Source organism: Planctomicrobium stercoris, assembly GCF_051465655.1.
Taxonomy (GTDB): domain Bacteria; phylum Planctomycetota; class Planctomycetia; order Planctomycetales; family Planctomycetaceae; genus Planctomicrobium.
The window spans coordinates 4385572-4410728 of the sequence record NZ_CP195791.1 but is presented as its reverse complement, the minus strand read 5'-3'; the positions used below and the strand labels follow the sequence as shown (position 1 = coordinate 4410728).

Below are 25157 nucleotides of genomic sequence, written 5' to 3'. Positions count from 1 at the left end.
CTGCTGACTGCTGACTGCTGACCGCTTTCACCGGCCGGCGACCTTGAGGAGGGTCGTTTTCTTCTTGAGGAACATGAGGACCGTATAGAGGATCAACGAGAGCAAGCCAATGACCGGCCAGTGCGGTTCACTTGAAAACTGCCGGGTCATGATCCACTGTTCGAACTGATCCATGCACAGGAACGCGACAGCGATTCCGAACAGGCCAGTGTACTCCTTCCGCAGCATCGTCCTGAAAGAGAACGGAAGGTTTGACGACTTCCACTGCGAAATTCGCGGAATGAACGCAGGTGTCTTTTCCGCCCATGTCTCAAACGCTGCGCCGAACCTGCTTCGGAGATATTCCTCCTCAGCGAACATGATCCGTTCATAGTAAAGCCAGAAGCAGAGGACGAACGTCACGGTCATCCACGGGACGAAGCAGAACAGGCTGATCCCCAGCCACATCAGAAAATTCCCCAGGTAAAGGGGATGGCGGACGACCGAATAGACCCCCGTCGTGTTCAACGTCTCCGCAACCTGGCCGGCAGTATTCCGCCCCGAAGTCTTTGCGGGAACAAGCCCTCCCACCAGGCAGCGGATCATGAGCCCCGAAAGCGACACGGCGAATGCGATCAGTTCCCAAACCCGCTGCAGGTGGGCACTTCCCCATGGTCGATGAATTTCAGGCAGGGCAGGAATGAGCAGCAGGAAGAGGAGAAATGGGAGAAAACTCCGTCGTTGAAACAGCCAGTTTCCACTCGATTCGAAGTGCTCGCGAAGTGCCATGAAAAATCCAGGTTGTGCTTCTGAAGAGACGGAATGGGGGCCGACTCCCGTGGATCGAGTCCGATCCGGAGGCGAAGTTGACGCTTCAAATTGCTGGGTCTGAAAGTGCCCGCCGCGAACTATTAAAGTTTTCGTTTTTCGAGTGGGAGTATTCCTGACCACACTTTTTCCTGTCAATGGCAGTGTTGATTACATTTCAGTCAGGATCCGGTCTGGGGCGTTTGCTACTATGTCAGCAGGTCTACCGTCTTCCTCTGCGAGGTCTTGCGTGCGCACGCAGCTTCTTCATCATTTCGTGAGTGGAAACGCGTTCTTCAGCGGGGCAGCCTGCTTCCTGATTGCTGGTCTGTTGAAGCAGTGCGGCCGCTCCGGTGCTTCCCGGTTTTCGTTCTTGTTCGTTCTGCTCGGGACGATCCTGATATTCCTCTCAGCCACTCCGTTGCCCGTTCCGGCATCCGTCGGACTGGCAATCGTCACTCTGGCGTGGTTCGCGTTGACCCGGACGTCCATCCCTCAGGTCTCGCAGGCTGAAGCCGAAGTGCCGGGGAAGCGTCGTCGTCTGCCATCGCTATTCGACGTGACTTACTATGGAAGCTGGATTCTCGCGGCCGGATGGGAACTCAGCTGGCATCAGCTCCCAGCTCCATCGACCAGTGCTCCGCAGAGACTGGTGGTCATCGCGGATTCCATCACAGCCGGTGTCGGGGACGAGACGGTGCCATGGCCGGGGTTACTCGCTCAGGAGCACGGTGTGGAGGTTGTCGATTTCTCCCGCATGGGGGCGACGGTGTCCTCCGCGAGAGATCGCATCCGGCAGCAGCCGGTTCCACCGGGCATCGTGCTGATCGAACTGGGAGGGAATGATGTTCTGGGGACGACGTCTGTTGCAGAATTTCAATCAGAACTGGAAGGACTGATTCAGGACATCGCTGGAGCGGATCGGGAAATCTATCTCTTCGAACTGCCGCTTCCTCCACTGGGAAACCGGTTTGGTCAGGTGCAGAGAAATCTTGCGGGCAAGTACGGCGTGAAGTTGATCCCGAAATCGGTCCTTGCAGACGTCATTCTCTCGGAGGCGACGACTTCGGATTCGATTCATTTGACCCAGCAGGGACAGGATCAGCTGGCCCGCGCGGTCTGGCGAATTATCAGTCCCAGCCCTTGATTATTCACTCAGTTGGATGCGACGGGCTTCGTTCCATGCTGGAAGGGGAACCGAAGTATCAATGGGAATGATCTCCACGGACTGATCGCTCGTCTCCAGCAGCGCGACTGTGGGATTCCCGTAGGTCCATCCTGAGGTCTCACCGGGATTGATGAAGAGTCGGCCTTGATCATCCCGCGAGACCGAGGGGCGGTGCGTATGACCGTAGACGGCAATATCAAACGCATCGCGAAAACCGGTGAGTTGTCGTTCCATATGGACGATCACAATGCGGGTGCCGTCAGCAAGTTCGTAAGCGGCCGGCGCCTCCCGGATCTGCCCGATGATCCGGAATCCACCGAGAATTCCAGTGCGATTCCCTTCATTATCCCCGAAGCAACCATACAGCGGGCACTTCAGATGTCGCAGCGGCGGTATGGCGAACGTCGATACCAGATCACCCGCGAAGAGAACGCAGTCACACTTCCGATCGTTGAACAACGCCACGGCTCGCCGGATGTTGTCGAGGTGGTCGTGTGTATCGGAAAAGATGCCGACTCGCATGGTGAGATTTCATCTGCTGGCAGAGCGATATACGCCCTGCATTCTTCAATGGGATGACGGTGTTGGCTTTGAGGAATTCTCTTCAGGCTTGAGTCTGGTCAGTTGTCGCTGGGCGGCATCGAACACAAGGGGGACGCGGTCCGGGAAGTTTGCAGCTGCTGCGTGGAGCTGACTGCGATCTCGCATCCGGACGACGACAACCGGGCCGTCGAGCCCCGGAGAGTTGGTCACGTAATCCATGTGTCGATCCGAATCATCCGGGATCACGAAGACCACAGCATTTCGACCGCCACGCAGTACTTCGATCTGCTGTCGAAATGCCTGATAGCGGCGTCTGGGAAATGAGAGTTCGGCCACCCCCTGTTCGACTCGCCCGGGCCAGACCGGGACAAAAGTGATCGTGTTGACGGTAACGGCGGTCGCAATCAGGAGTCGCCACCAGAGGATTAAGCCCGGAAGCTGAACGTCACGCCAGGATTGAATCAGTCGGTGGGTCCCCTCCGCGAAAATCAGAATCCACAGCGGGGCGGATTCCAGCACATAGTGCCAACCCATGATCCCGGAAAACCAGTAGGGGATGTGAACGAGATGCAGACTGAGTATCGAAAGCCACGCCAGCAGCCAGCGGCGGTCCCCCATTCGCGGAGTCAGCAGGCAGACGATCCCTCCCAGCAGCAGCGGAACGATTCCGAGAGACCAGCGCAGGCTTGCTTCGAGTCGAGTCCAGACATTCTTCGCTGCCAGACCGGGAGTCAGGTTCTCGGCCCATCGATCGTAGTTGTCGAGCACCTTGGGGCCCAGCTGCTTCTCTCCTTCAATGACGTTATTGAACCCGTAACGGTGCCGGGGGGTGTAGATATCCGTGTATTGCTGATACGGAGTCGTGCGCCACGAACCGGTGATTGCATGATTCGAAATGGACTGCACCAGAAACCCGAGCAGAAGTGGAGCAGCCAGGATCAGGGCATCGACGGAACGGACTCCGAGTCCTCGGACTGGCCGCGGTTCGGTCAGCGGTCGAGTTCGGCTCCCGACACCGAGCCACCACGCTGCGAAGCAGATTCCAAACGGCAGCCCGAAGCCGGCAGCGGTCATCGGACGGCAGAGCATGGCGTAAGACAGGCCGCAGCCTGCCAGCAGCAGCATCCAGCGGCCTCCCCGTCGCAGCCAGCGGAGGAACGACCACGCAAAGAGCAGCAACCCCACCAGCGTGGGATGATGTGCCAGCAGCAGCGTGCTGAAGAGAATCATCCCGGGGGAGAGGGCGAACAAAACTCCTGCGAGCAGGCCGACCCCATTCGACGAGAGCTCCCGCCCGATCCAGAAGACCAGCAGGGCTGCGATCCCCTGTGCCAGTTGATACCCCAGCCAGGGATCACCCAGTGCAACAAAGGGCATCATCCAGAAGCCGACGCCGGGAAAGTACCGGCTGGCGAATCGGCCTTCGTTCAGCACATGCATCTGGTCAAACCATTCCGGATGCGAAGGATCGCTCGGAACGGTCCAGTGACCTTGCAGATAAGTCTCTGCCTGAAACAGGTAGCTGTATTCATCGTGATAAGCAGGAGGAGCCCCTTGAAAAGTTCCCGCTGCCATTCGACTGACAGCGAAGGCAAGCAGGAACACCCCGATAGCTGCGATCCATGTTCCCGTCAGATGTTTCGACGTCCCGGCCGACTCCTGCAACCAGACTCGCCACGCACTCGGCTTTCTCGCCGTGCCGCGTCCGCCTGGGATGCCCATCCAGATGGGGGCGGTCAGCAACAACGGGAGGAAGGGCAGCCAGTCCGCATTCGGTCCTGACAGCCAGCCCGTCAACGCATCCAGACGGGATTGCGGGTTGCTCCAGCGGAGTCCCTCAGCAAGGCACGCGATGCTGCAGACAATGGCATACGCGGTCCACTGCACCCAGACGGGCACACCGGGAGAAGATGCTGAAAGTGGGACGCGTGGTTTCACAAAAGCCGGTGCATTCGAATGTCAGGAGCGGATATCGTATTTTGGTCACTGCAAGGGCATGTGTCGAATGACTCCGCGGAGTTTGCCGAGCCCTGAGAAACGGAATGCCGAAATTTTCTGTGTTCCCCTCCTGACCATTGATGAAGGACATGCGATGCTTCCCGGAATTCGGCTGTTCGATCTGACTGGCAAGTCTGCCATCATCACAGGGGGATCAAAAGGACTCGGGCTGGCCATGGCAGCAGGGCTCGCAAGCGCGGGAGCCGATGTCCTCCTGACAAGCCGACACGCGGATGAAGCTCAGGCGGCAGCTGAGGAAATCGCCCGGGACTTCGGCCATCGCGCTCTGGGAATGGCAGCCGACGTCACCGATCCGGGGCAGGTGGACGGGATGGTGAATCTTGCAGAGCAGGAATTCGGCAAGATCGACATTCTGATCAATAATGCCGGCATCAACATTCGGGGACCGATGGAAGAACTGACGCTGGAGCAGTTTCAGGAAGTCCAGCGGATTAACGTAGAGGGCCCCTGGCTGTGCAGCCGGGCGGTCGTCAAGGGGATGAAGCAGGCGGGGTCCGGGCGAATTATCCATCTGGCCAGCACGCTGGGGATGGTGGGACTTGCGAACCGCACCCCTTACACCGCGAGCAAGGGGGCGGTAGTCCAGATGACCCGGGCCATGGCGCTGGAACTGGCTCCGTTCGGAATCACCTGCAATGCCATCTGTCCGGGACCGTTTCTGACCGATATGAACGTCCCGATCGCGGATTCGGAAGAGGCGAAGAAATTCATCATTGGAGCAGTGGCGCTGGAACGCTGGGGCCGGCTTGAGGAGATTCAGGGAGCCGCCATTTATCTGGCGAGCGATGCCAGCAGTTTTGTTACCGGAAGCCTGCTGGCGGTCGATGGCGGCTGGACCGCCCGCTGAGCGTTTCGGGAGGACGTCTGCTGAGGAGTTTTTCTAATTGCCCGGTTCACTTCTCATTGTCGTGGAAATTCACGACAATCGGCGAAGCAGTCGACACGGGCCTCTCATTTCCTCGATCGTGACATCCATGAGAACATTGTTCCTTCCGATAACTTTGCGAGTCCGAGCCATCGGAAGCATGACTGCACTCGGGCTCGGGGTCGGAACAACGACGGTTCTCGCGCAGGAAGTCCCGGCCGCGCCTGCGCCGGTGCCATCCAATCCGATGTACATCGAGTGGGCAATCACCGCAGCCATGATTGGACTGGTCCTGTTCGTCGTCTGCCGGAAAAGTAATCGAACCTGACGGCAATGACGGACATCTTTCCCGCGACGCACTCCCGCCGCGTTGCAATTACCGGCGTGGGGTTGGTGACTCCCCTGGGAGCCACGCGAACGGAAACCTGGCAAGGGATTCTGGCTGGCCGCCGGGCGGTATCTTGGCTCGATTCCGATTCGACGTTCCCTCCGGTACCCTCAGCGCAGAGAGCCTTCGGCGGGAGAGTCCCGTGGCAACATCCGGGCCCGGACCGCATGGTGTCTTTCGCGCGCAAAGCAGCCTCCGAAGCGGTTTCACATGCCGGCCTCTCCAGCGAGATGCTTCGGAATGCAGCCTGCGTGATCGGCACCAGCAAGATTGATCTCGAACATTTCGATCATCAGAAGCGAAAGGGCGACGACGTCGGCCAAGAGGATTCGCCGTTCGATTTCCTCTTTCCCAGTGCAGCGGCAGCAGCGGTCGCCAGAGACCTGCACTGTGAAGCGGGGATCATCTGTCCGGTCGCTGCCTGTGCCACGGGACTGGTCAGTGTGATTCAGGCAGCCAATCTCATTCGTGATGGCCTGTGCCCGGTCGCCATCGCCGGGAGCACCGATGCTTCTCTGCATCCTGGACTGCTGGCGTCGTACCGCCGCCTGGGGGTATTGGCGAAACCCGGGGCCCATCCCGCCGGAGCATGTCGACCCTTCGACCGGCAGCGGAGCGGTTTTGCCGTCGGTGAGGGGGCTGGAATGCTGGTGCTGGAAGACTGGGATCACGCAACCGCTCGCAAGGCCCCTATCCTCGCGGAATGGGTCGACGGCATCCTGCGAAGTGATCCTGCCGGGCTGACCCGCATCGATCAGGCCGGAACCGTCGTCGCAAAAACGATTCAGGACCTGCTGAAACGCTGCTCACTGTCCGCTGCGGACGTCGACAGCGTGAGTCTGCATGCCACTGCCACCGTGCTCAATGACGAAGCGGAAGGCCGAGCCCTGCAGCAGGTCTTCAATCAAAGGACGGAATCTGTCCCCGCATTTGGGATCAAAGGGGCCATCGGCCATCTGATGGGGGCGGCAGGCGCTGTCGAAACTGCGATCTGCGTGCTGAGTCTCGCAGAGCAGAAGCTTCCTCCGACCGTGAATCATCAGGATCCCGAAGAGGAAATGACAGGCGTCCTGAAATTCGGCCAGAGATCCGCTTCAATACCGCAGCAACACCTGTTGAAGGTCTCTCTCGGCTTCGGAGGAACCATCGCAGCAGGAATTTTGAAGCGCCCGGCTGAGTAAGAGGAAAGGCTCACTCTTTTCCTCCTAACACCCACCCACTACCCACTACTTAATACCCACTCATTCCCCCCGCGTGGGACGGTTCATCAACCGGTCAGTTGCAACCTGAGGGGAGATCCCTTCGAAGAGAACGCCGTAGACCTGTTCGGTGATGGGCATGTCGATGCCCTTCTGCTCAGCGAGGTGGAAGACGGCGCGGGTCGTACTCACCCCTTCAGCCACGGAATCCATCGACTCGAGAATCTGGTCGAGCGTTTCTCCTTTACCAAGGCGTTCACCGACCATGCGATTGCGGCCGTGACGGCTGGTGCAGGTGGTGATCAGGTCGCCAATTCCCGCGAGTCCGGCAAAGGTCTCCGGCTCCGCCCCCAGAGCGATTCCGAACCGGCTGATTTCCACAATCCCGCGGGTCATCAGTGCGGACTTGGCGTTGTCCCCATAGCCCAGGCCATCGGAGATTCCGGCAGCGATCCCGATAATGTTCTTCAACGCTCCTGCCAGTTCTGCCCCGATCAGGTCCTGATTGGTGTAGATGCGGAAGCGGTCGGTCGACAGCATCGACTGCACTCTTCGTGCAAGGGCGACATCGCCGCTGGCAGCAACCACACTGGCAGGGAGACGCTGGGAAATTTCTTCAGCGTGGCTGGGACCAGTCAGTGAAACGACAGCCCGACTGCCGATGGTTTCGGAGATGATCTGGCTGGGTCGCAGGAACGTTTCGTTCTCGAGTCCTTTGATGACGCTGATCACCGGACGATTGCCGGTCAGTGTGTCCGACAGCGTTTCCAATGTGCTGCGCAGGTATTGTGAAGGAATGGCAGCAACCAGAAATTCGGCCCCTTCGATGGCAGCGTGAATGTCGTGAGTGATCTGGACCTGGTCCGGAATCCGGGCCCCCGGGAGCAGTCGGTCGTTCACCCGCTGCTGGCGCAGGCGTTCTGCGGTTTCTTCGTTGCGAGTCCAGATGGCCACATCCTGTCCGACGTGCTCTGCCAGCAGGATGGCAATTGCGGTCGCCATGGCGCCGCTGCCGAGAATCGTGGTCTTGGTTGACATCAAAGTTCCATCTTGTACTTGGTCGCAACTGGAAGTCCGCAGGGAGTATGTGAATACACCACTGCAGCAGGATTGAGCAAGTGGTGCTTCGGCATGTCCCTTTCCTGTGATCATCGCGAGGGCCGGGGCTTCCTTCAACCATCACAAATGGACTTGTCGTCACATTTGGAATCAATTGATGCGAAAAATCGTTCCCCGGGTCGGGATCGGCCTCGCATTCGCTCAGATGAACTAAGGTTGAAAAAGCGTGCTGTCTTCTCTGGAGGCCTATTAAAATGCAGAATTCGGTTGTGGAAAATACCCCGTTCGTGGATCGTCGGCAGCAGTCGTCTCAGGCGGGCGGGACCCCGATTCGTGAACGCCGCCAGTTTTCGGACTCCCGCGACTCCGCTCGTCCGGAAGTGGATGAACTCGCCCGGGCTGTGGACTCTTACAAGCTGCTCCACCGCCGTCGTTTCATCACCTTTGAAGAACTCTATGACGTGATGGTCTCGCTGGGCTATCACCGGTAACGATCGTTCCGGCAAACCAAGTATCGATTCGTCTCGCCGGTCCAGGATGCCCGACGCCGACGGGACGGAAAGAGTGTGACATCGCTGTGATGGGTGACGGAGCGTACTGAAACGTCGCAACCGGTCGCCTCAGACATCGTCATGAATGATGTACGGGGCTCGATAGGTTCGCTTCAATTGTGCGTTCGCTTCCGGGCTCTGAGGAAATGTCTCCGTGACCGGGTCGAAGGCGAGCGGGCCACCGACGTCCATCTTGAGCGTCTCCACCGGCAAGTCGTTCGCCTGCAGGTGAGTCAGCAGGCGTGTCCCGGTCTCTCCGAACTGCGGATCTGACTGCAGACGTTCGATCGCTTGTGGAACCGGAATAGGTTCTCCCAGTCGCTGGGCGATATTTCCCAGATGGCACAGGCTCGAGGAGAGATGCCCCTGCTTCAAATTGCAGTTGAGTTCTCCTTCGTTGCGTGATCGAACCGCTTTGATGAAGTTCTCGCGGTGCTTCTGTCTGCCGCCATCGGGACCGGAGTTTGCGGGAATCTGCCGGACGAGTTTCCCCTCGCGATCGAAGTGCTTTCCGCCGTCGAAACCGATGTAGGTACCGTCCTCGCCTTCCACGATGATTCCGACACTCAGGCCGCGGTAGGCTGTGTTTTCGTTCGTCTTGGCTTTCTCCGGGAGATTGCGGATCTCCATGATGATGGGAGTCGGCTCATACCCGTAATGAACGATGTGCGAGTTGGGCGTGACTCCATTGTCATCCCAGGCATATCGCCCCCCTGCGCTCCAGACCTTCCCGGGGAATTCCTCGATGCCCAGTGCGGTACGTGCCAGGTCCAGCACGTGCGGGCCGTTATTTCCTAACTCACCGTTCCCGAGTTCCCAGAACCAGTGCCAGTCGTAGTGATACTTTTCCCGCCAGATGGGCGTGGGAGCCGGGCCCGACCAGAGATCATGATTGACATGCTGGGGCGGAGTCTGAGGCTCGTTGACTTTGCCGATGGACTGACGACGGGAATAGTAGAGTGCCCGCACGCATTGAATCTTCCCCAATGCCCCTTCGCGAATTTCCCTCAGCCAGTTCTGGGTGTCCTCGATGCTGCGGCGCTGGATTCCGACTTGAACAATCCGGTTGTATTTCTCGGCCGCTTTCATCATCTGGCCTGCTTCCCAGATGTTCTGGGAACAGGGCTTCTCGACGTAAACGTCTTTGCCTGCCTGACAGGCCCAGATGGTTCCCAGTGCGTGCCAGTGATTGGGGACAGCCAGCACAACAGCGTCCACGTTCGGGTCATCGTAGACTGTCCGCAGGTCTTCGTACTTTTTGACCGGACCGTGCTCTTTCTCGAATTTCGTCGCCTCGGCCCCGAGAACCTGTGAGTCGACGTCACAGATGCCGACGACTCGGACGCCGGCGATCTGCGGGAACCCGTTCAGATGAGTTTTACCGATGTTGTTGCAGCCGATGACGACAACGCGGATGTCCGAGTTGGCCCCGAGGACTCGTGACCATGGCCGAAGAGCGAGAGTCGCAGAAGTGGAAGCGAGAAATCCACGACGGCTGATTTTGAGCGTGGCAGGCACTGGAAACTCCTGAGGCGGGGAGGGTGTGGAGTGACGACGCCCCATCAGTATATCGAGATATCATTACGCTTTGCAACGTGAGTGAACTCCCCCTCGGGAAGATGTCATTTCCGTAGGGTCCGCTGTGCGGACCATTCCACGCTCTGCTACGGTCCGCACAGCGGACCCTACATCAAGTGGTCTCAGCGGGCCACCAGATCCGAACGTGAGTTTCACCGGCTTCGGAACTCAGGTCGATCTCTCCCCCATGCATACGGACAATCCGCCAGCATTTCGAAAGCCCGAATCCAAGACCTCGTCCAGCCTGCCGTCCGGAATAAAATGGGTCGAAGCAATGTCGGAGCTGTTCGGCAGTCAAACCGGTTCCGTTGTCCGTGATTTCCAGAAAGACGCCGGGTTGCGAGTGGCGAGATTGGGCGACGCCGCTCACCCGCAGTCGATGGTTTGATCCATCTGGAACGCACTGCAACGCCCGGATGGAATTGCGAAACAGCTCCGAAACAACGATCCGCAGGTGATGAGCATCTGCAGACAGGTGAAGCGATTCCGGGACGGATTCCTCAAATTGAATCGAATGCTCTTCAATCTCGTTTCGAAACTTTGCTGCGATCTCTCTGATGACTTCAGTCAGGTTCAGCGTCTGTCGCTTCATCGCCGGTGGATTCGCAAACAGCATCGTGTCGCCAATCATGTCCCCGATGCGATAAGCCTGCGCTCCGATCGTTTCCAGAGCCCGGCGATTCTCCGCATCCGTTTCATTCTTCAGCAGCTGCGAAGCGCGGCCAATGATGCTCCCGAGTGGATTATTGATCTCGTGTCCCGCTCCGGCAGCATATTCCGCGAGTGACGCGAGTTTCCGGGTTTGCAATTCAGCATCGAAACGGGCTCCCCACTGGAGCAGTGTCAGCGACGCGTTCATCCAGTCAGAGTCAAGTTGTTCGAGGGAACATCCGGTCGGCAGTCCCAGCATGGGGCGAAGTGGCGGAACTCCCGCCTCGCCAACGCACATGGGGACCCATGTCAGCTGGGTGATTCTCTCCGATTCTTCAGGCAGCAGACCGGAAAGCTCTTCGACAGATCGAAGCCCATTCAGCCGGATCTGCCTGCCTGCAGAAGGAGACTCCGCCGGATGGAGCACCAGGGCCGTCTGATGAAGGACCGGATCCTGCCAGCAAAGGGCGCAGAGATTCAACGAGTATTTCGAAGCACAGGCTGCAGCCAGATGCACTGCGACAGCGTCTGCCCCGCGCCAGGGCTCGGCACCGGACAGTAAATGGTCAACGCCGGAATCGGGCTGGATTCCGGCGTTCTCCGCGCACTGTTCGAACATGCACACACTCGATGAAGTCCGCTGCAGCGGGTGAGCCCGCACCAGGTCACCCGTGGGGATCAGATCCACTTCAGGCAGTGGCTTCCATATCCAGCTGCCGACAGATGCGTTGAATCAGCGTCTCGACTTCGAACGGTTTCTGAATGAAGTCGTTGGCGCCGGCATCGCGAAGTTCCTGAACCTTCTCTGCTTCGACCATTCCGGAGATGCAGATGATTTTGACGTCGTCGAGCGTCGAGTCGCTGCGGACGCGCTGACAGACTTCTTTGCCGTTGATGTCCGGCAGCATCACGTCGAGGATAATGGTGTCAGGACGGTATTCCTTGACCATCATCCCGGCGTCGAAGCCGTTGTTCACGGTTCGGACGTCGAAGCGTCCGTCTGCTTCCAGTGAGTCCCGCAGCAATTCGACCAGATCCCGGTCGTCGTCGACGATCAACGCTTTGCGTTTCCCGCTTTCGAGGGCATCGGTCGGGATGCCGTTATCCTTCATGAACTTGTACAGGACATCGCGGGGGATGCGACGAAATCGCGATCCCGGAACTCGAAATCCTTTGAGTTGTCCGGAGTCAAAGCAGCGAATGATGGTCTGCTGACTAACTTTACAGATCTTCGCTGCTTCACCGGTGGTAAAGACTGTTTTCATCGTGCTCCAATTCTCCCTTCAGCCACTGATCGGGCCGAGCACTCAAGGCGTCCCTGCATGAAAACGAAAGCCGACAGGCTCACTTCATTCATCCTGAAGAGTTCGCCAAGACTATCGATCCTTCCGGATGTGCGGATATTACCGACACTTCCACATGACCCGATTGTATCCATCCTCCAAAATCGGTCAATGCGAGTTCAGGGGGACCGCAAAGGGGGCAGAGGATAGGGAAGAGGGAAAAGTATTTTCCTGCAATTCCGCTTCCCGAATTGTCAGGACTGATACTTCGGAATGGCTGGCTCCGGAACCTCTTCCATCAATCGCCGCACGATGGAATCTGTGTCAAATCCTTCCGCCTGAGCTTGGAAGTTCGGGGAAATCCGGTGGCGGAGAACAGGGACCGCGATGCGGCGTACATCCTCGAATGAAATCGTCGGTCGACCGTCCATGGCAGCCATGGCGCGAGCCCCGTGAATCAGGTATTGCCCAGCCCGAGGCCCCGCACCCCAGTCGATCAGTTCACGCACAAACTTCGGCGAGCCCGAATCGTGCGGACGTGTCGCCCGCACCAGACGGGTGACATAAGTAATGATAATCGGAGCGATTTCAATCTGATTGATCTGCTTCTGCAGATACTGAATTGATTTTGCACTCAGGACCTTACGAACCTCGGGACGCTCCCCGCGTGTGGTCGCGGCCAGGATCCGTTCCTCTTCATCCAGGTTCGGGTAGTCCACTTTCACGTTGAACATGAAGCGGTCCAGCTGCGCTTCGGGTAACGGGTAGGTCCCTTCCTGCTCAATCGGGTTCTGCGTGGCGATGACGAAAAACGGGTCAGGAAGGTTGAAGGTTTCCTGGCCGGCGGTGACTTCGCGTTCCTGCATCGCCTGGAGCAGGGCTGCCTGCGTTTTCGGCGGGGTTCTGTTGATTTCGTCCGCGAGCAGGATGTTGGTGAAGACCGGTCCCTGAACGAAGCGGAACTCGCGGCGGCCCGACTCGGTTTCTTCCAGAACGTGCGTCCCGGTGATGTCCGACGGCATCAGGTCCGGCGTAAACTGGATTCGTTTGAAGTCGACATCCAGGATCCGGGCAATCGTACTGACCAGTAACGTCTTCGCCAGACCGGGCACCCCCACCAGCAGGCAGTGTCCTCCGGTGAAGATGGCGGCCAGGATCTGCTCGATGACCGCATCCTGACCCACCACGACCTTATGGAGTTCATCAATCATCAGTTCGCGATGACGCTTGAACTTTTCCAGAAACTCATCGAAGTCACGTTTTTCGGGAGCCAAGGGATTCCTCTGGGTTGGCGAACACGAAAAGGTTGCGGTGTTTGAATGCTAACGATGTTTGCGCGGTGATGCGAATTCAGCGTGCGGATTCGCGAACTCCCCTTCGCCGGACGGAGACGGGAGACACGGGCAGGCGAGCCCATCAGGCAGCGTGTCGCTTCTGCAGAAATGAACATCGCAGGGCGGAATTTCTTGCCACTCTCCCCCAGTTTGCACCGGCAGCTTCTGCTGACCGAGCCTCCTCCGGCAATTCGTGCGCTCCTCAGAGTGTCCTCACAGACCCGGAAATCCCAGAAGTTCTTGATGCCTGGAGCCGGCTGAGATGTTGTCTGTTGGTCTATAAGTGGTTCTTCAAAAACAACTTCCGCGCAGAATAAGGGGGGCAGCAGGCCCCATGAGAGCAAGTGAATAACCGGCAATTCCCGCACAAACGTTACACAGGGAAAAAACGGCATAGGTCGCACAATCGGTACAGTTTCTCCAATCCGTAGACCGATAACAGTTTCAGGTCCGTTCCTGCGTGTCCACATCGTCCATTGTGAATGCGCCGGAAGTGGGCCGGTAGGAATTTAGGATTCCTGTCTCGTCGCCAGGCCAACCGTGAGTCGCGGTTTGGCCAACCAGTCAAGGACGTACTGATGCGGATTCAGCCCTGGATAACAGCGGTCACCTGTACAGCAATGCTGCTGGCGACCCGGACTCCCTGTTCGGGACAGTCTCCATATACAGAGGGTGCATCCATATATGGGATGCCGAGTCCGGATTATCAGGGATATCCCGGTGATTACGGAGCCTCTCCTGGAGGGTACTATCCATCGCCCTATGCGATGGGTGGACCTGCCGATCCCAATACATTGTATCCGGCAGGTGTTCCGGAGAACTTCCAGCCTTGGCCGGCCATCAGCCCTTTCGATCCTGCCAATGTCGGTCAGACTTCGACCTACAATCAGGGGGGACTCTGGTTCAAGGAAATGCTGTACCGACGGCGGGACTTCTCTGCCACAGTCAGCGGAATGGCCATTCAGTTCCGTGATGCAGGCGAAGCCTTGATCGGTTCGCCATATGCCCGCCGCGGCAACTACGGTGGCCCTGGACTCCCGCTGGGCACTCCAGCAAACGGCAGTTACGCAGGCATGCCGATTCTCACGAACTTCACCCCCAGCGTGCAGGGCTTCTACATTCTCAATGACACGGTCTTTCCATATCCACTGTTAGCGACGACGACGACCTCACTTGTCGACAATGCAACGGATACTCTCTATCCCATCTTCACTGCGGCCCGTATCGGATCGCCTGAGATGGCTCCAGGTTTGCAGGGAGAACTGGCCTACTACAACGAAGATGAAACCGGGATCAAATTGACCGGCTGGGGTGCCGCGACTGCGAATTCAGATTTCCGACGTGGCCAGGATCAGATCAACGGCATTCCCCTGAATCAGACACTGGTCCAGTTGCTGGGAGGTGGATTGATCACCACCCTGAACGGAAATATTCCGCTCGATAACGGTGAACCGCTTCCAGGTGCTGCAGAGTTTGGTGACGGAAGTACCGCCAAGTACGACTTGCTCTACAGCATCAAGATGTCGACCTCGGCCGGCGGTGCGAACATGAGCATCTATCAGCAGCCCCTCTACAAGAATGACGGCGTCATGCTGCGTCCTCTGTGGGGAGCCCGATACCTGTACATCAATGAAGGCTTCTACTTCAAAGGGGTCGACAGCGGCTTCAACTACACCTACGCCAATGTCGGAACCGGTGGCGGCGGAACTGGTGGTGGAACCGGCGGGGGCACTGGCGGGACCGGCGGCGGGACGTCAACACCAGCGGGTGGAATTCATCCTGCGACCTCCGCTCTGGTCTATGCGTACGATCAGTACACAGCTACCTTGAACAACAAAGTGCAATCCAACCTTGCGGGTCCAGAAATCGGACTGCGGTTCGACCTGGGAGACACACGCAAGAACGGGTTCAACATGTGGGGTGAATCGATCCTGGGTCTGGCTGTGAACAACGAACAGATCAACATGTCCGGAAACCAGATCGGTGACCCACTGGCCGACGTTCGCTTCCGCGGATACACGACCCCGCGAATCCTGGCCCAGGATTCCAGCTTCCGCAGCTCGACGAACAGCACCCACGTCTCTCCCACGTTCCAGCAGTCGATCTTTGCGGACTTCGACTTCATCGATGTGATCCCCGGACTGCGAGAGATCTCGGTCCTCGACAATTCCTCCTTCCGGCTCGGTTATACGGTGCTGTGGGTGGGAGCTGTCTCCCGACCGGCAGATACGATCAAATGGCAGGGCTTCCCGCTCTATCCTCAGATCGAACGGCAGTACAATTCCTGGTGGGCTCAACAGCTGACAGCCTCGCTGAACTTCAACTTCTAGACCAGTTTGGTCTATCATGTGCAGGCGATTCAGGATTTTCACCGCATGAAAGTCCATGTTATCGCCTGCGGAACGTAATAGATTATTGGCAAACCGCTCTAATGTGAGTCACTGTCCGAGTTTCATTTCTCGAAAAAAGACCCTGTCGCACGGCAGGGTCTCTTTTTTTACTGATGACAACTTCAAGCAAGTTCAAAGAACAGTGACCGTCCACCCCGGACTGTCGGTCCCAACACACTCAGCTCAAAGAGTCTCCCAACGTGTCCTCGACATACACTCGCTTCACCAGCACGAGTGCATCTTCAGTTGGCTCGCTGTTGACAGGTTTCTTGATCGCCTACGGGACACTGGGGCTTCAGTCAGATGCTTTGTCTGACTCACCTGAAACTGACGTCAATGATTCCCGTGCTGCCGCTGCGACCGCACGGGCGCGAACTTGCCAGAGTTGCCAGCTTGCTTCCCAGCGCTGCTGCAGTCGCTCCCAGTCGGAAAGTGACCGCTGCCGTGGATGTCGAATCAGCTCGGCATAGAAGTCGAGCATGTTGCGAGCGCAGTTCTCCTGAGACGCTTCTTCAGCACTGCGAATCGCTCCCTCGCGGAAACGGTCGGTCGGCGATTCCAAAACTTCCTGCAGTGCAGCGACAAAACCGCCAACGTCGTCAGTCGGAATGATCCGGCCGTTCTCTCCGTCGATGATCATGTCTCTCACTCCGGTCGCATCGACGGCAACAACCGGGACGCCGGCAGCCATCGCCTCCGCCAGGACCATTCCCTGAGTTTCAGAATGCGAGCTGAACGCAAACACGTCGAATCCCGCGTAGGCATTGACCAGATCCTCACCTTCCAGAAAGCCGAGGAAGTGGGAACGATCAGCGACCCCTTCCCCCTTTAGGACTTTCAGCATTGAGACTCGGTCTGGACCGTCTCCCACAACGACAAACTCTGCCTGCGGTGACTTTTTGAGAAAGGCAGCGACGGCTTTCGCCAGAAAGGGAGTGTTCTTCTCCGGAGCAAGACGGCCGACGTGTCCGACGATCTTCCGGCTCTCCGGCAGCGACAGCTGTCGACGCAGTTCCGATCGGTCTGCCCGTTTGAAGCGGCGAACATCCACGCCGGTGGGGATCACCTGAATCCGGTTTGTGATCCCCCGTTGCTGAAGCAGGTCTCGAATTCCTTCACTCGGCGCGACAACACCGTCGCACAGTTCGCAGAACCCGACGATCAGCTCGACGATGCCCTCTTCCACGGAGCGTGGCCAGTCGGTCTTGGTTTCGATGTAAACGGAGTAGCGGGTGTGATGGGTGTAGACGAGGGGAACGCCGCGATCCGCCGCCAGCAGTTGTCCGGTGCTGCCCAGTAGAAATGGATGATGAACGTGCACGATGTCCGGAGAGAAGTCGCGCACATCCGGGAGCAGCATGGAGAACGCAGGAAGCGGCAGGGAATACTGCTTCTGATAAAAGTTGGGGATGGCGGGAATCCGGATCACATCCGTTTCCCCGTCCGGCGTCTGCTCATATTCGGGAGCAATAATCAGGGTGCGATGTCCCTGTCGGCGATATTCCTCGCAGAACTGCTGGACGCTGCGCGTCACCCCTCCGATCTGAGGCGTAAAGACATTCGTGATCATCAGGATGTTCAAGGCGTGCTCCCGCTGCTGTGCAGGTGACCCCATGCAATCCCTGTACCACCCTGAAATCCGAATTTGAAACTGCTAGAGCGGTTTTGCCAATAATCTATTATGTTCTGCAGGCGATAACATGGAATTTCATGCGGTGAAAATCCTGAATCGCCTGCACATGATCATCCAAACTGGTCTAGCGGGCTGGCGGAAGCAGTTCGAGCCAGTCCAGGCAGAATTCCCGGGCATCGTGACAGCGGCGAATGTCCATCGCTTCCGCAGACCATCCTCTCAGCTTGCGGACCTCCTCCGGAAGCTTTTGCTCGTCAACATCCCCCAGCGGGATCAGATGAGAGATGCTTGCCGCCAGTTTCATTTCGGTCTGTTCCGAGGTGAGATAGTCAACCAGCTTCTGGGCGGCTGCGAGATGCTTTGTCCCTTTCAGAATGGCGACCGTGTTCGGCAGGCAGATCGTTTCGCTTTCGACCCGAACGGGAATCATGTCGACAGGAAAACCGTCTGCCTTGGCTCGAAAATACTGATCGCTGTCCGTCCATCCAAAATCACACTCCCCGGAAGTGATCAGATTTCGAACTGCGTTTTCATCAGCAGCGGTCTTCATCCCTTTCTTCCTCAGAGTCTGGTGCCATTCCTTGACGACGGCATCGCCGTTGTGCTGCCACAGGATGCTCATGTGCGTTAATGGGGAGCCGTGAAGCGGCGTGGCGGTGGCAAATTTCGTCAGGTCATTCCCCAGGAACCGGCTGAGGATGGCATCATGCCGGGCTGGCATTTTGGTTTCGTTCACCAGCCAGATCCGCATGCGACCGGAGAAACCGATCCATTTTCCATGGGCGTCACGATACTGGTCATTGATGCGGTCCAGGTTGGGACTCCGATAGGGGAGAAGCACCCCCTTCTCAGCCAGCTCCATCATCCCGAGCATGTCATGATCCCAGATGACGTCGCAGTCCGCTGGCGGCATGTCTGCAAGAAACTGATCGATCAGACCGATCTTTTTCTCGGTGGGAGATTCCTGCAGCAGACGGACTTCAATGCCCGTCTGCTGGGTGAATTCCTTGAGAATCTCAGGAGCGTAGTCCAGCTGCTCGTTACAGCAGACGGTCAGCGGCTGCGGAGTGGGATCCGCTGCGAATAAGGTGGAACCGACGAAAAGAAGAATGAACGGCGCGAACTCATTTCGCATTCAACTCTCCAGCGTGCTCAGGTCCTGATTTTAAAAGGTGAAGTCACGATAGACCGCCTGACACGCGGGACCATAGCCAACGCGGAATACTCGTGAGCGTGGCAGCAACTCCACGCTGGCGACCGTCGACCAGTAATCCCCATGCATGCAGATCGTGTTGGCTCCCCCGCAACTGATTCGTCCATGATCATGCAGAAGTTCCAGCGCTTCGTCGATACCGACTCGATCAATTTCCTGCAGTTGTCCCTTCAAAGCGCGTTCGCGCTCTTCCGAGGATTCTCGAATGCGGACCCCGCGCAGCGGAGCAGGACAGGTGTCCCGATAGACGGCGTCCGCGCGGACCTGACGTTCCTCCATCTTCTCTGAACGATACTGATTGGTGTGAAAGAGCACCCCTGCGGGATCGGCGAGCCACTCCAGATGATAGAAACGACCGGAGAGTTCCAACCGCGCGAGGCAGCCGCTCGCGTCTCCCAGCATAAGCATCGCACCGTGATTGCGTGGATGCTGAACGATTCGCTGAATCGCCTGCGGAACGGATCGGCAGCTCGCGAGGGCGTCGGAGATGGCCAGCGACAACGGCGTTCCGTGGGCAGCCGTTTCCACAGCAGCAGCGTAGTTGTACGAGATACTCAGTCCCGCCTCATTGATTCCATCGACCACCCCGCACAGCGGAGACAATGTGAGACAGATGCTGCTGAGTTCCCCTTCGGCGCGGCTGCGACGAATGGTCAGGCACGAGGCTGCCTGTTCGACCTGATCCAGATTGTGCAGGATCACAGGTTCTTTCTCTTTGACCCGGCCCGGTCCGAGTGCAATGGCTGTGCAGCCCCCGGCCGGCGGCGCCGACATCCCTGATCGGTCTGTATGCTGATTACAGGCAGCTTCCAGCATCTGAAACAGGCACAACGTTTCCAGACGGACCCCTGCGCCTATCGCCATTCCCTTCAGGCGTTCCTGGATTCGCGGAAAGACCCGCACCATGGGGTTGTGAAAATGATTCTGAGCAACCCGCTCTGCCAGACGGAGGTAGACTCGAAAAGGCATCCACCACGGTTTGTGGACGAGGAAGAATGGGAGCTCCATCAGACTTCGCTGAGCTGCCTGGATCCGGCTCGCCTCCGCCTCGCCAATCATCTGACCCCATTCGCGATCCTTCCCCTTGGCAACAACGGCGAACGGAATGGCAGGTTTGAGCAGCAGGCGTTTCAGCAAGGAAGCCATCGTCTCCTCTCCTCATTTCATATGGCAGGGATTCCTTTTCGGCTGATGATGAGTCTGCAAATTTTACGCCCAAGCAAAATTCGACGGGGCTGGCAATTCGCAATTCTTGATGAGGTCACAGCTTCTGCCGATCTTGGTGAACTGGACACATGGCTGGTGCGCGGGCAGTTTGCGAGCTGCTCAATCAGAGAACCCATTGTGCCGCGGAAACTGGAACAGAACCTGCGAAAGTTCAGGGCTGGCCAACGCAGTACAGGTCCTCTGTCGTGCGAATCAACAGTTTGTTTCCGATCGGGACAGGACTGGCGAAGCACCCGTGCGGCAGGGAATTCTGCTGAATGATTTCGCCGCTCGTGCTGTTGAGGAGAGAACAGGTTCCAACTTCATCAATGCACAGGATGGCGTCTTTCAGCAGCAACGGTGAGGCAGAGAACTTGCCCCCCAGCCGACGTTTCCACTCGATCTTTCCGGTCGTGGCATCCCGGGAAATCGCGAGACCGTCATCCTGAATCACGAATACGTGATTGTTGTACAGGAGCGGCGTAGGAACGTAAGGGACTTCGCTGGACCGCGTCACTTTCCAGTCGATGTGAGGCGTCTGACTTTCACCGCCGGTCGAAATCGCCAGCAGCGTTGAGTTGGGATACCCGCCGCTGACGACGCAGAGTTTGTCATTGAAGACCGGAGTTGTGGCACAGGTCGTCGTCGGGCCTTCGCACTCCCAGACGGTTTTCCCGGTGACAAGATCGAACGCCTGCACATGATCCAGACCGTTCATCACGACCAGCTTCTTGTCTCCGTCGGTCATCAGTGCTGGGGAACTGTAACTGCTGTCATCCGCGTCCGGTCGAATGCGTCGCCAGAAGACGTCGCCGCTGTCGGCCCGGACCGCGGTCAAGAACCCCTGTTGAGGGTTGTCCATACTGACCAGAACAAGACCATCCGCACACAGCGGAGAGGCGGCATAACCCCAGCCCGCTCCGTATTCGCCCATCTCCTTCGACCAGAGCCGTTTTCCTTCCAGATCGAACGCCGTCAGGTGGACCTTGGACGGGTCTGCCCAGACTACGAAAATTCGTTCCCCGTCACAGGCGGGCGTGGAGGCTGCGTTCGAAGTTCTCTCGTGCGTGGAAGGAAAATCCCCGTGAAAGATTTCGGTTCGGCGAACTTCCTGACCGGTCTGAAAATCCAGCTGCACCAGCCAGAGTCTGCGTTCTTCGTCCGCAGTCGTCAGGTAGATCTGACCGTTCACGACGATGGGAGTCGAGTTTCCTTTTCCGGGAAGCTTCGTCTTCCACAGCAGTCCCTGCGTGTCACTCCATTCGAGCGGCCCTGACCAGTCGGCGACGATATTCGTGAAATCATTTCCTCTCCATCCCCGCCAGTCTTCGGGACCCGGAGGAGTGTTGGGGACAGGCTGCCAGTCGTCCTGGGCGGGAGCGACATCCTGAATCTTCGGGGCCTTTCCAGCCAGCCGACGCAGGATCTCCCGGGTCGGCTGAAATTTGATCAGGAAGACCGCGCCCACTCCAAGAGTCACAATTCCGAGGACCATCCCCACAAGAACCCGCAGATTTCCGCGGCGACTGCGGGCAAGAGGAGCAGCAATCCAGTGACGGCGCGAAGTGAAAATGCGAGTGCTCCTTGCTCATGTTGTAGACGGTGACGGCCTGTGTCTGTCCGCCCGTCACGTCATTCAACCACACCCGGCAGGAAATTCAATGAAGAGTCCCGGGGGGCCTGCGTGTACGTCTTTCGAGATTGACGGTCGTTCAACGATAGTTTGGGAGCGAGGGAAAGGACGTCACTCCTCCCGTGATTTTCAAAAATTCGTTTACAACCGGTGAGGGGGTGCGAGAATCGAAATGGCGCTCTCTTCGTTTCTTCCCCAGTCACGGGCTCAATTCATGCAATTTCAAGTCTCATCGCACCTTGAGTACGAAGCAAAATTTCCATCGACAATCATTTTCAGTATCCAGCCGCAGAACACCGAATCGCAGGTCATTCTCGAGGAATCTCTGGTCTTCGACCCTCCTCTCGAGTTCGAGGAGATTCGGGTTGATGACAATCGGTTCCTCCGCCTGGAAACGGGAAAGGCCAAGACTCTTCAGGTCGATTATCAGGCGACCGTGGACTGCGAGTTCGATCTCCTGCCCGCCCGGGAGATCGACAGCGTTCCGATCGCCGACCTGGAACACGACGCGATTCCTCACCTCTTCCCGAGCCGCTACTGCCAGTCAGACCGCCTGGGCCGGCTTGCGTGGGACCTGTTCGGAAAGATCCCGGAACCCTATGAAAAAGTCATCCGGATCACGGAATGGATTCATGACAACGTGGAATATGTGGCAGGAACGACGAACTCGCAGACCTCAGCCTATGACACCGTGACACAGCGCACGGGGGTCTGCCGGGACTTCGCCCACCTGGGAATTGCTCTCTGCCGGGCGTTGAACATTCCCGCCAGATACTTCACCGGCTACGCGTATGAACTGGTTCCGCAGGACTTCCACGCCTGTTTTGAAGCCTACCTGGGCGGACGGTGGATGATCTTTGATGCCACTCATCTGGCGGCTCTGAATGGACTGGTTCGGATCGCCAACGGACGGGACGCTGCCGATGCTGCCGTCGCCAGTGTCTTCGGAAGTGTCTCCTGCAAAGCCATGGACGTCGACTGCCAACTCGTTCCCGGTCAGAAGTTTCAACCGATGACCTGGAAGCAGCTGTACCGCAAAGGGGTCTCCCTGGAATAAGGGGAGGAGGAGTCGCGGGACTGGACCCCGACTTGCAAGCATCCCCTGCCGCACTGCAATCGCAGGGGAGCAACAGCTGGCGGCAAGGGGCACGGTCTGCACTGAATCAGTTTGAAGGATGTACACCGATGGCACGCCTTAGAATTCTCCACGAAACTTCGTATCGATATGCCCGTCCCGTCACACTCGGTCGTCACCGATTGGTGTTGCGTCCTCGTGAAGGGCACGAGCTGCGGGTGGAGAGTATGGATGTGACAATGACTCCGGCACATCACGCTGCCTGGGCCAGCGACGTCTTCGGCAATTCGATTCTCGTTGTCGACTTTCTGGAGCCGACGACGGAATTGAAGATCAGCAGCGAAGCGATTGTCCTTCGTCGCAAGCCCTTTCCGGTGTCACAGCCGCGGGAGACTCCCCCTGTCCCGTTTCCCGTTGTCTACGACACCCTGGAGACGACAATCGCGGCAGCGTATCAGTCCCTCACCTACCCCGACGATCTGGATGCCGTCCGGGACTGGCTCGAACAACTCGATCCTCCATTGGTCTCAGAGGAGGCGGAGGCAACGGTTTTCCGGCTGGGAGAATTGATTCACCAGCAGATGAAGTATCGACGGCGGATGGAAAAGGGGGTTCAGACCCCCGTGGTCACGCTGCAGAAAATGAATGGTTCCTGCCGGGACCTGGCGACGCTCATGATGGAGGCGAGCCGGGTTCTGGGGTTCGCTGCTCGTTTTGTCAGCGGGTATCTGGATTGTCCAGCGAGCGAGGCGGGGCGGGCCGCCATGCATGCCTGGGTCGAGATCTATCTCCCGGCGCTGGGGTGGCGCGGGTACGATCCGACACTGGGCGAGCCGGTGTCAACAAAGCATGTCGCAGCCGGGGTGAGCAACCACCCACGCGGGGTCATGCCCGTTTCCGGGATGTTCAGCGGGAGCTCAGGCGATTATCTCGAGATGACCGCGTCTGTGAAAATCGACAAAGTGTTCCCGGATCCGCCGCTGGAGGTGTCGATTCCGTGACGCCTGGCGCCATTTTCGGCCGATGAGGGATCATCGAGAATTGTGATCTTGAGGGATGAAGAGCGTTTTTTGGGAAAAAGTCTGAAAAAGTGGTGGTTTTACGTCGACTTCCCGCAGAAATCACGGACCGTTTCGAAGAGATTTGTTCCACAGGGTGGCAGCAAACGCTCCGGCAATCTCTAATGCAGCTATCGACCCGCCTCAGGACGGGTCCAAGGGTACGTGAGATCCTCGAGAGATTTTAGTTCCGGGTATGCCGGACTGAGAAAACGCGGGGTTGCGATTGAACTGCCCGCTGACCCCGCGACGTGATCGCACATTTTTCCCGGATCGCCATGGTCAACTCCGGAACTGCGGATCCGGAATGTCCATGGTCCAACTGTCAAAGACGTCCGAACGACGAGGAAAGGCAAACGAATTGAAATCAAAAGTTCCGTCGCTTCGATTTTGCAGCAGTGCCAGCGTGAATTCTTCCTGGGATCGGCAACCATTCTTGATCGCCGTCCAATCTTCTCCATGACCTTGTGTCTCCCAGGCAACCCTTGCTGACCCCTTCCAAAATCCAGCTTTTGGACTGACGATATCATGCCCAAGAAAAACGCGACCCGTGGACCGGTTTCCACCTTCATCCATCATCACTACCGCCATTTCAACGCTGCTGCCCTGATCGATGCAGCTGATGCGTATTCCGCACACATCGACGCCGGCGGGCACATGATGATTTCCATGGCCGGGGCCATGAGCACGGCCGAGCTTGGCCTGTCGCTGGCAGAGATGATCCGGCAGGACAAAGTCCACCTGATTTCCTGCACGGGTGCCAATCTCGAAGAAGACGTCTTCAATCTCGTTGCCCACGATTTTTATGTCCGGGTGCCCGACTACCGGACACTCTCCACCGAACAGGAAGTGGAGCTGCTCAACCGTCATCTGAACCGGGTAACCGACACATGCATTCCCGAAGGGGAAGCCATGCGCCGCATCGAAGCGGCCATGCTGGAAGTCTGGATGAAAGCCGATCGCGAAGGCCAGCGATTCTTCCCCCACGAATTCCTTTATCAGGTTCTGCTGAGCGGCAAGTACGAAGAGCACTACCAGATCGATCCCAAGAATTCCTGGATGCTCGCCGCGGCAGAAAAGAATCTGCCGATCATTGTTCCCGGCTGGGAAGATGCAACGCTGGGGAACATGTACGCCGCTGCCGTGATCCGTGGTGACGTGAAGAACGTTCACACCGTCCGGACGGGGATTGAGTACATGACCTGGCTGGCCGATTTCTATACCGAACGGACCCGCAAGCACTCACTCGGGATGTTCCAGATCGGCGGCGGGATCGCGGGAGACTTCCCCATCTGTGTCGTGCCGATGCTGCATCAGGACCTGCAGCGGGAGAACGTTCCGCTGTGGGGATATTTCTGTCAGATCAGCGATTCCACGACGAGCTACGGCAGCTACTCCGGAGCCGTTCCCAACGAGAAAATCACCTGGGGCAAACTCGGTGGGGACACCCCGCGCTTCATCGTGGAGTCTGATGCCACGATTGTCGCTCCTTTGATTTTCGCCAGCGTTCTGGGCTGGTAAGACG

At 57.8% G+C, this 25157-nt stretch carries 21 protein-coding genes; 9 read left to right on the top strand and 12 right to left on the bottom strand.

All coding sequences use genetic code 11. From position 1 onward, the window contains the following. Window positions 1–27 precede the first annotated feature (27 nt). Entirely contained in the window at window positions 28–768 is a 741-nt protein-coding gene (locus SH661x_RS17720; RefSeq protein ID WP_437224236.1) for a methyltransferase family protein, read from the bottom strand. A 268-nt stretch (window positions 769–1036) separates the two neighbouring features. On the opposite strand from SH661x_RS17720, the gene SH661x_RS17715 reads away from it, so the two are divergent. Beyond that, window positions 1037–1933, top strand: a complete 897-nt coding sequence (locus SH661x_RS17715; protein WP_437224233.1) for an SGNH/GDSL hydrolase family protein — start codon at window positions 1037–1039, stop codon at window positions 1931–1933. Here SH661x_RS17715 and SH661x_RS17710 read toward each other — a convergent pair whose 3' ends face one another. After that, window positions 1934–2476, bottom strand: coding sequence for a metallophosphoesterase (locus SH661x_RS17710; protein WP_437224231.1), 543 nt, complete (start codon window positions 2474–2476; stop codon window positions 1934–1936). A 45-nt stretch (window positions 2477–2521) separates the two neighbouring features. Next, window positions 2522–4435, bottom strand: a complete 1914-nt coding sequence (locus SH661x_RS17705) for an ArnT family glycosyltransferase (protein WP_437224229.1) — start codon at window positions 4433–4435, stop codon at window positions 2522–2524. A gap of 154 nt (window positions 4436–4589) precedes the next feature. Between SH661x_RS17705 and SH661x_RS17700 the strand changes: the two genes are divergently transcribed. The 3 genes from SH661x_RS17700 to SH661x_RS17690 all read left to right on the top strand — a co-directional run bounded on the left by SH661x_RS17700 (window position 4590) and on the right by SH661x_RS17690 (window position 6950). Next, the gene (locus tag SH661x_RS17700) at window positions 4590–5363 is read left to right on the top strand and encodes an SDR family NAD(P)-dependent oxidoreductase (RefSeq protein ID WP_437224226.1); all 774 of its coding nucleotides are present in this window, start codon (window positions 4590–4592) and stop codon (window positions 5361–5363) included. 178 nt (window positions 5364–5541) lie between these two features. After that, the gene (locus SH661x_RS17695) at window positions 5542–5709 is read left to right on the top strand and encodes a hypothetical protein (protein WP_437224224.1); all 168 of its coding nucleotides are present in this window, start codon (window positions 5542–5544) and stop codon (window positions 5707–5709) included. Window positions 5710–5714: 5 nt separating this feature from the next. Then, window positions 5715–6950, top strand: a complete 1236-nt coding sequence (locus SH661x_RS17690) for a beta-ketoacyl-[acyl-carrier-protein] synthase family protein (protein ID WP_437224222.1) — start codon at window positions 5715–5717, stop codon at window positions 6948–6950. Window positions 6951–7010: 60 nt separating this feature from the next. Here SH661x_RS17690 and SH661x_RS17685 read toward each other — a convergent pair whose 3' ends face one another. Next, window positions 7011–8006, bottom strand: coding sequence for an NAD(P)H-dependent glycerol-3-phosphate dehydrogenase (locus SH661x_RS17685; RefSeq protein ID WP_437224220.1), 996 nt, complete (start codon window positions 8004–8006; stop codon window positions 7011–7013). A gap of 275 nt (window positions 8007–8281) precedes the next feature. On the opposite strand from SH661x_RS17685, the gene SH661x_RS17680 reads away from it, so the two are divergent. Continuing rightward, on the top strand, window positions 8282–8518 hold the full coding sequence (locus SH661x_RS17680; RefSeq protein ID WP_437224219.1) for a hypothetical protein: 237 nt from the start codon (window positions 8282–8284) through the stop codon (window positions 8516–8518). A gap of 129 nt (window positions 8519–8647) precedes the next feature. On the opposite strand, the gene SH661x_RS17675 is transcribed toward SH661x_RS17680, so the two are convergent. The 4 genes from SH661x_RS17675 to SH661x_RS17660 all read right to left on the bottom strand — a co-directional run bounded on the left by SH661x_RS17675 (window position 8648) and on the right by SH661x_RS17660 (window position 13364). After that, on the bottom strand, window positions 8648–10096 hold the full coding sequence (locus SH661x_RS17675; protein ID WP_437224216.1) for a Gfo/Idh/MocA family protein: 1449 nt from the start codon (window positions 10094–10096) through the stop codon (window positions 8648–8650). 172 nt (window positions 10097–10268) lie between these two features. Further along, window positions 10269–11495, bottom strand: a complete 1227-nt coding sequence (locus SH661x_RS17670; RefSeq protein ID WP_437224213.1) for a sensor histidine kinase — start codon at window positions 11493–11495, stop codon at window positions 10269–10271. Window position 11496: 1 nt separating this feature from the next. Next, a complete protein-coding gene (locus SH661x_RS17665) occupies window positions 11497–12072 on the bottom strand; it encodes a response regulator (protein WP_437224211.1) in 576 nt (191 codons plus the stop codon). Between the two features lie 272 nt (window positions 12073–12344). After that, window positions 12345–13364 (bottom strand): AAA family ATPase, encoded by a 1020-nt coding sequence (locus SH661x_RS17660; protein ID WP_437224209.1) that lies wholly within the window; start codon window positions 13362–13364, stop codon window positions 12345–12347. Window positions 13365–14002: 638 nt separating this feature from the next. Between SH661x_RS17660 and SH661x_RS17655 the strand changes: the two genes are divergently transcribed. Further along, window positions 14003–15754, top strand: a complete 1752-nt coding sequence (locus SH661x_RS17655) for a hypothetical protein (RefSeq protein WP_437224207.1) — start codon at window positions 14003–14005, stop codon at window positions 15752–15754. A 355-nt stretch (window positions 15755–16109) separates the two neighbouring features. On the opposite strand, the gene SH661x_RS17650 is transcribed toward SH661x_RS17655, so the two are convergent. The 4 genes from SH661x_RS17650 to SH661x_RS17635 all read right to left on the bottom strand — a co-directional run bounded on the left by SH661x_RS17650 (window position 16110) and on the right by SH661x_RS17635 (window position 21361). After that, a complete protein-coding gene (locus tag SH661x_RS17650; RefSeq protein ID WP_437224204.1) occupies window positions 16110–17429 on the bottom strand; it encodes a glycosyltransferase in 1320 nt (439 codons plus the stop codon). A 142-nt stretch (window positions 17430–17571) separates the two neighbouring features. Then, window positions 17572–18582, bottom strand: a complete 1011-nt coding sequence (locus SH661x_RS17645) for an ABC transporter substrate-binding protein (protein ID WP_437224201.1) — start codon at window positions 18580–18582, stop codon at window positions 17572–17574. Window positions 18583–18612: 30 nt separating this feature from the next. Continuing rightward, complete coding sequence (locus tag SH661x_RS17640) at window positions 18613–19806, bottom strand: C45 family autoproteolytic acyltransferase/hydolase (protein WP_437224199.1); 1194 nt, start codon at window positions 19804–19806, stop codon at window positions 18613–18615. 232 nt (window positions 19807–20038) lie between these two features. Beyond that, window positions 20039–21361 (bottom strand): outer membrane protein assembly factor BamB family protein, encoded by a 1323-nt coding sequence (locus SH661x_RS17635; RefSeq protein WP_437224196.1) that lies wholly within the window; start codon window positions 21359–21361, stop codon window positions 20039–20041. 352 nt (window positions 21362–21713) lie between these two features. On the opposite strand from SH661x_RS17635, the gene SH661x_RS17630 reads away from it, so the two are divergent. From SH661x_RS17630 to SH661x_RS17620, 3 genes are all read left to right on the top strand, one after another. Next, entirely contained in the window at window positions 21714–22556 is an 843-nt protein-coding gene (locus SH661x_RS17630) for a transglutaminase-like domain-containing protein (RefSeq protein WP_437224193.1), read from the top strand. A 128-nt stretch (window positions 22557–22684) separates the two neighbouring features. Next, entirely contained in the window at window positions 22685–23575 is an 891-nt protein-coding gene (locus SH661x_RS17625) for a transglutaminase family protein (RefSeq protein ID WP_437224191.1), read from the top strand. 585 nt (window positions 23576–24160) lie between these two features. Beyond that, the gene (locus SH661x_RS17620) at window positions 24161–25153 is read left to right on the top strand and encodes a deoxyhypusine synthase family protein (RefSeq protein ID WP_437224189.1); all 993 of its coding nucleotides are present in this window, start codon (window positions 24161–24163) and stop codon (window positions 25151–25153) included. Window positions 25154–25157: the final 4 nt, after the last annotated feature.

What these genes read in the sequence shown, in the direction of transcription:
- SH661x_RS17720 (WP_437224236.1), bottom strand. Translation starts at nt 768, where the DNA reads ATGGCACTTCGCGAGCACTTCGAATCGAGTGGAAACTGGCTGTTTCAA.
- SH661x_RS17710 (WP_437224231.1), bottom strand. Translation starts at nt 2,476, where the DNA reads ATGCGAGTCGGCATCTTTTCCGATACACACGACCACCTCGACAACATC.
- SH661x_RS17700 (WP_437224226.1), top strand. Translation starts at nt 4,590, where the DNA reads ATGCTTCCCGGAATTCGGCTGTTCGATCTGACTGGCAAGTCTGCCATC.
- SH661x_RS17695 (WP_437224224.1), top strand. Translation starts at nt 5,542, where the DNA reads ATGACTGCACTCGGGCTCGGGGTCGGAACAACGACGGTTCTCGCGCAG.
- SH661x_RS17690 (WP_437224222.1), top strand. Translation starts at nt 5,715, where the DNA reads ATGACGGACATCTTTCCCGCGACGCACTCCCGCCGCGTTGCAATTACC.
- SH661x_RS17685 (WP_437224220.1), bottom strand. Translation starts at nt 8,006, where the DNA reads ATGTCAACCAAGACCACGATTCTCGGCAGCGGCGCCATGGCGACCGCA.
- SH661x_RS17680 (WP_437224219.1), top strand. Translation starts at nt 8,282, where the DNA reads ATGCAGAATTCGGTTGTGGAAAATACCCCGTTCGTGGATCGTCGGCAG.
- SH661x_RS17665 (WP_437224211.1), bottom strand. Translation starts at nt 12,072, where the DNA reads ATGAAAACAGTCTTTACCACCGGTGAAGCAGCGAAGATCTGTAAAGTT.
- SH661x_RS17655 (WP_437224207.1), top strand. Translation starts at nt 14,003, where the DNA reads ATGCGGATTCAGCCCTGGATAACAGCGGTCACCTGTACAGCAATGCTG.
- SH661x_RS17650 (WP_437224204.1), bottom strand. Translation starts at nt 17,429, where the DNA reads ATGGGGTCACCTGCACAGCAGCGGGAGCACGCCTTGAACATCCTGATG.
- SH661x_RS17645 (WP_437224201.1), bottom strand. Translation starts at nt 18,582, where the DNA reads ATGCGAAATGAGTTCGCGCCGTTCATTCTTCTTTTCGTCGGTTCCACC.
- SH661x_RS17640 (WP_437224199.1), bottom strand. Translation starts at nt 19,806, where the DNA reads ATGGCTTCCTTGCTGAAACGCCTGCTGCTCAAACCTGCCATTCCGTTC.
- SH661x_RS17635 (WP_437224196.1), bottom strand. Translation starts at nt 21,361, where the DNA reads ATGGTCCTCGGAATTGTGACTCTTGGAGTGGGCGCGGTCTTCCTGATC.
- SH661x_RS17630 (WP_437224193.1), top strand. Translation starts at nt 21,714, where the DNA reads ATGCAATTTCAAGTCTCATCGCACCTTGAGTACGAAGCAAAATTTCCA.
- SH661x_RS17625 (WP_437224191.1), top strand. Translation starts at nt 22,685, where the DNA reads ATGGCACGCCTTAGAATTCTCCACGAAACTTCGTATCGATATGCCCGT.
- SH661x_RS17620 (WP_437224189.1), top strand. Translation starts at nt 24,161, where the DNA reads ATGCCCAAGAAAAACGCGACCCGTGGACCGGTTTCCACCTTCATCCAT.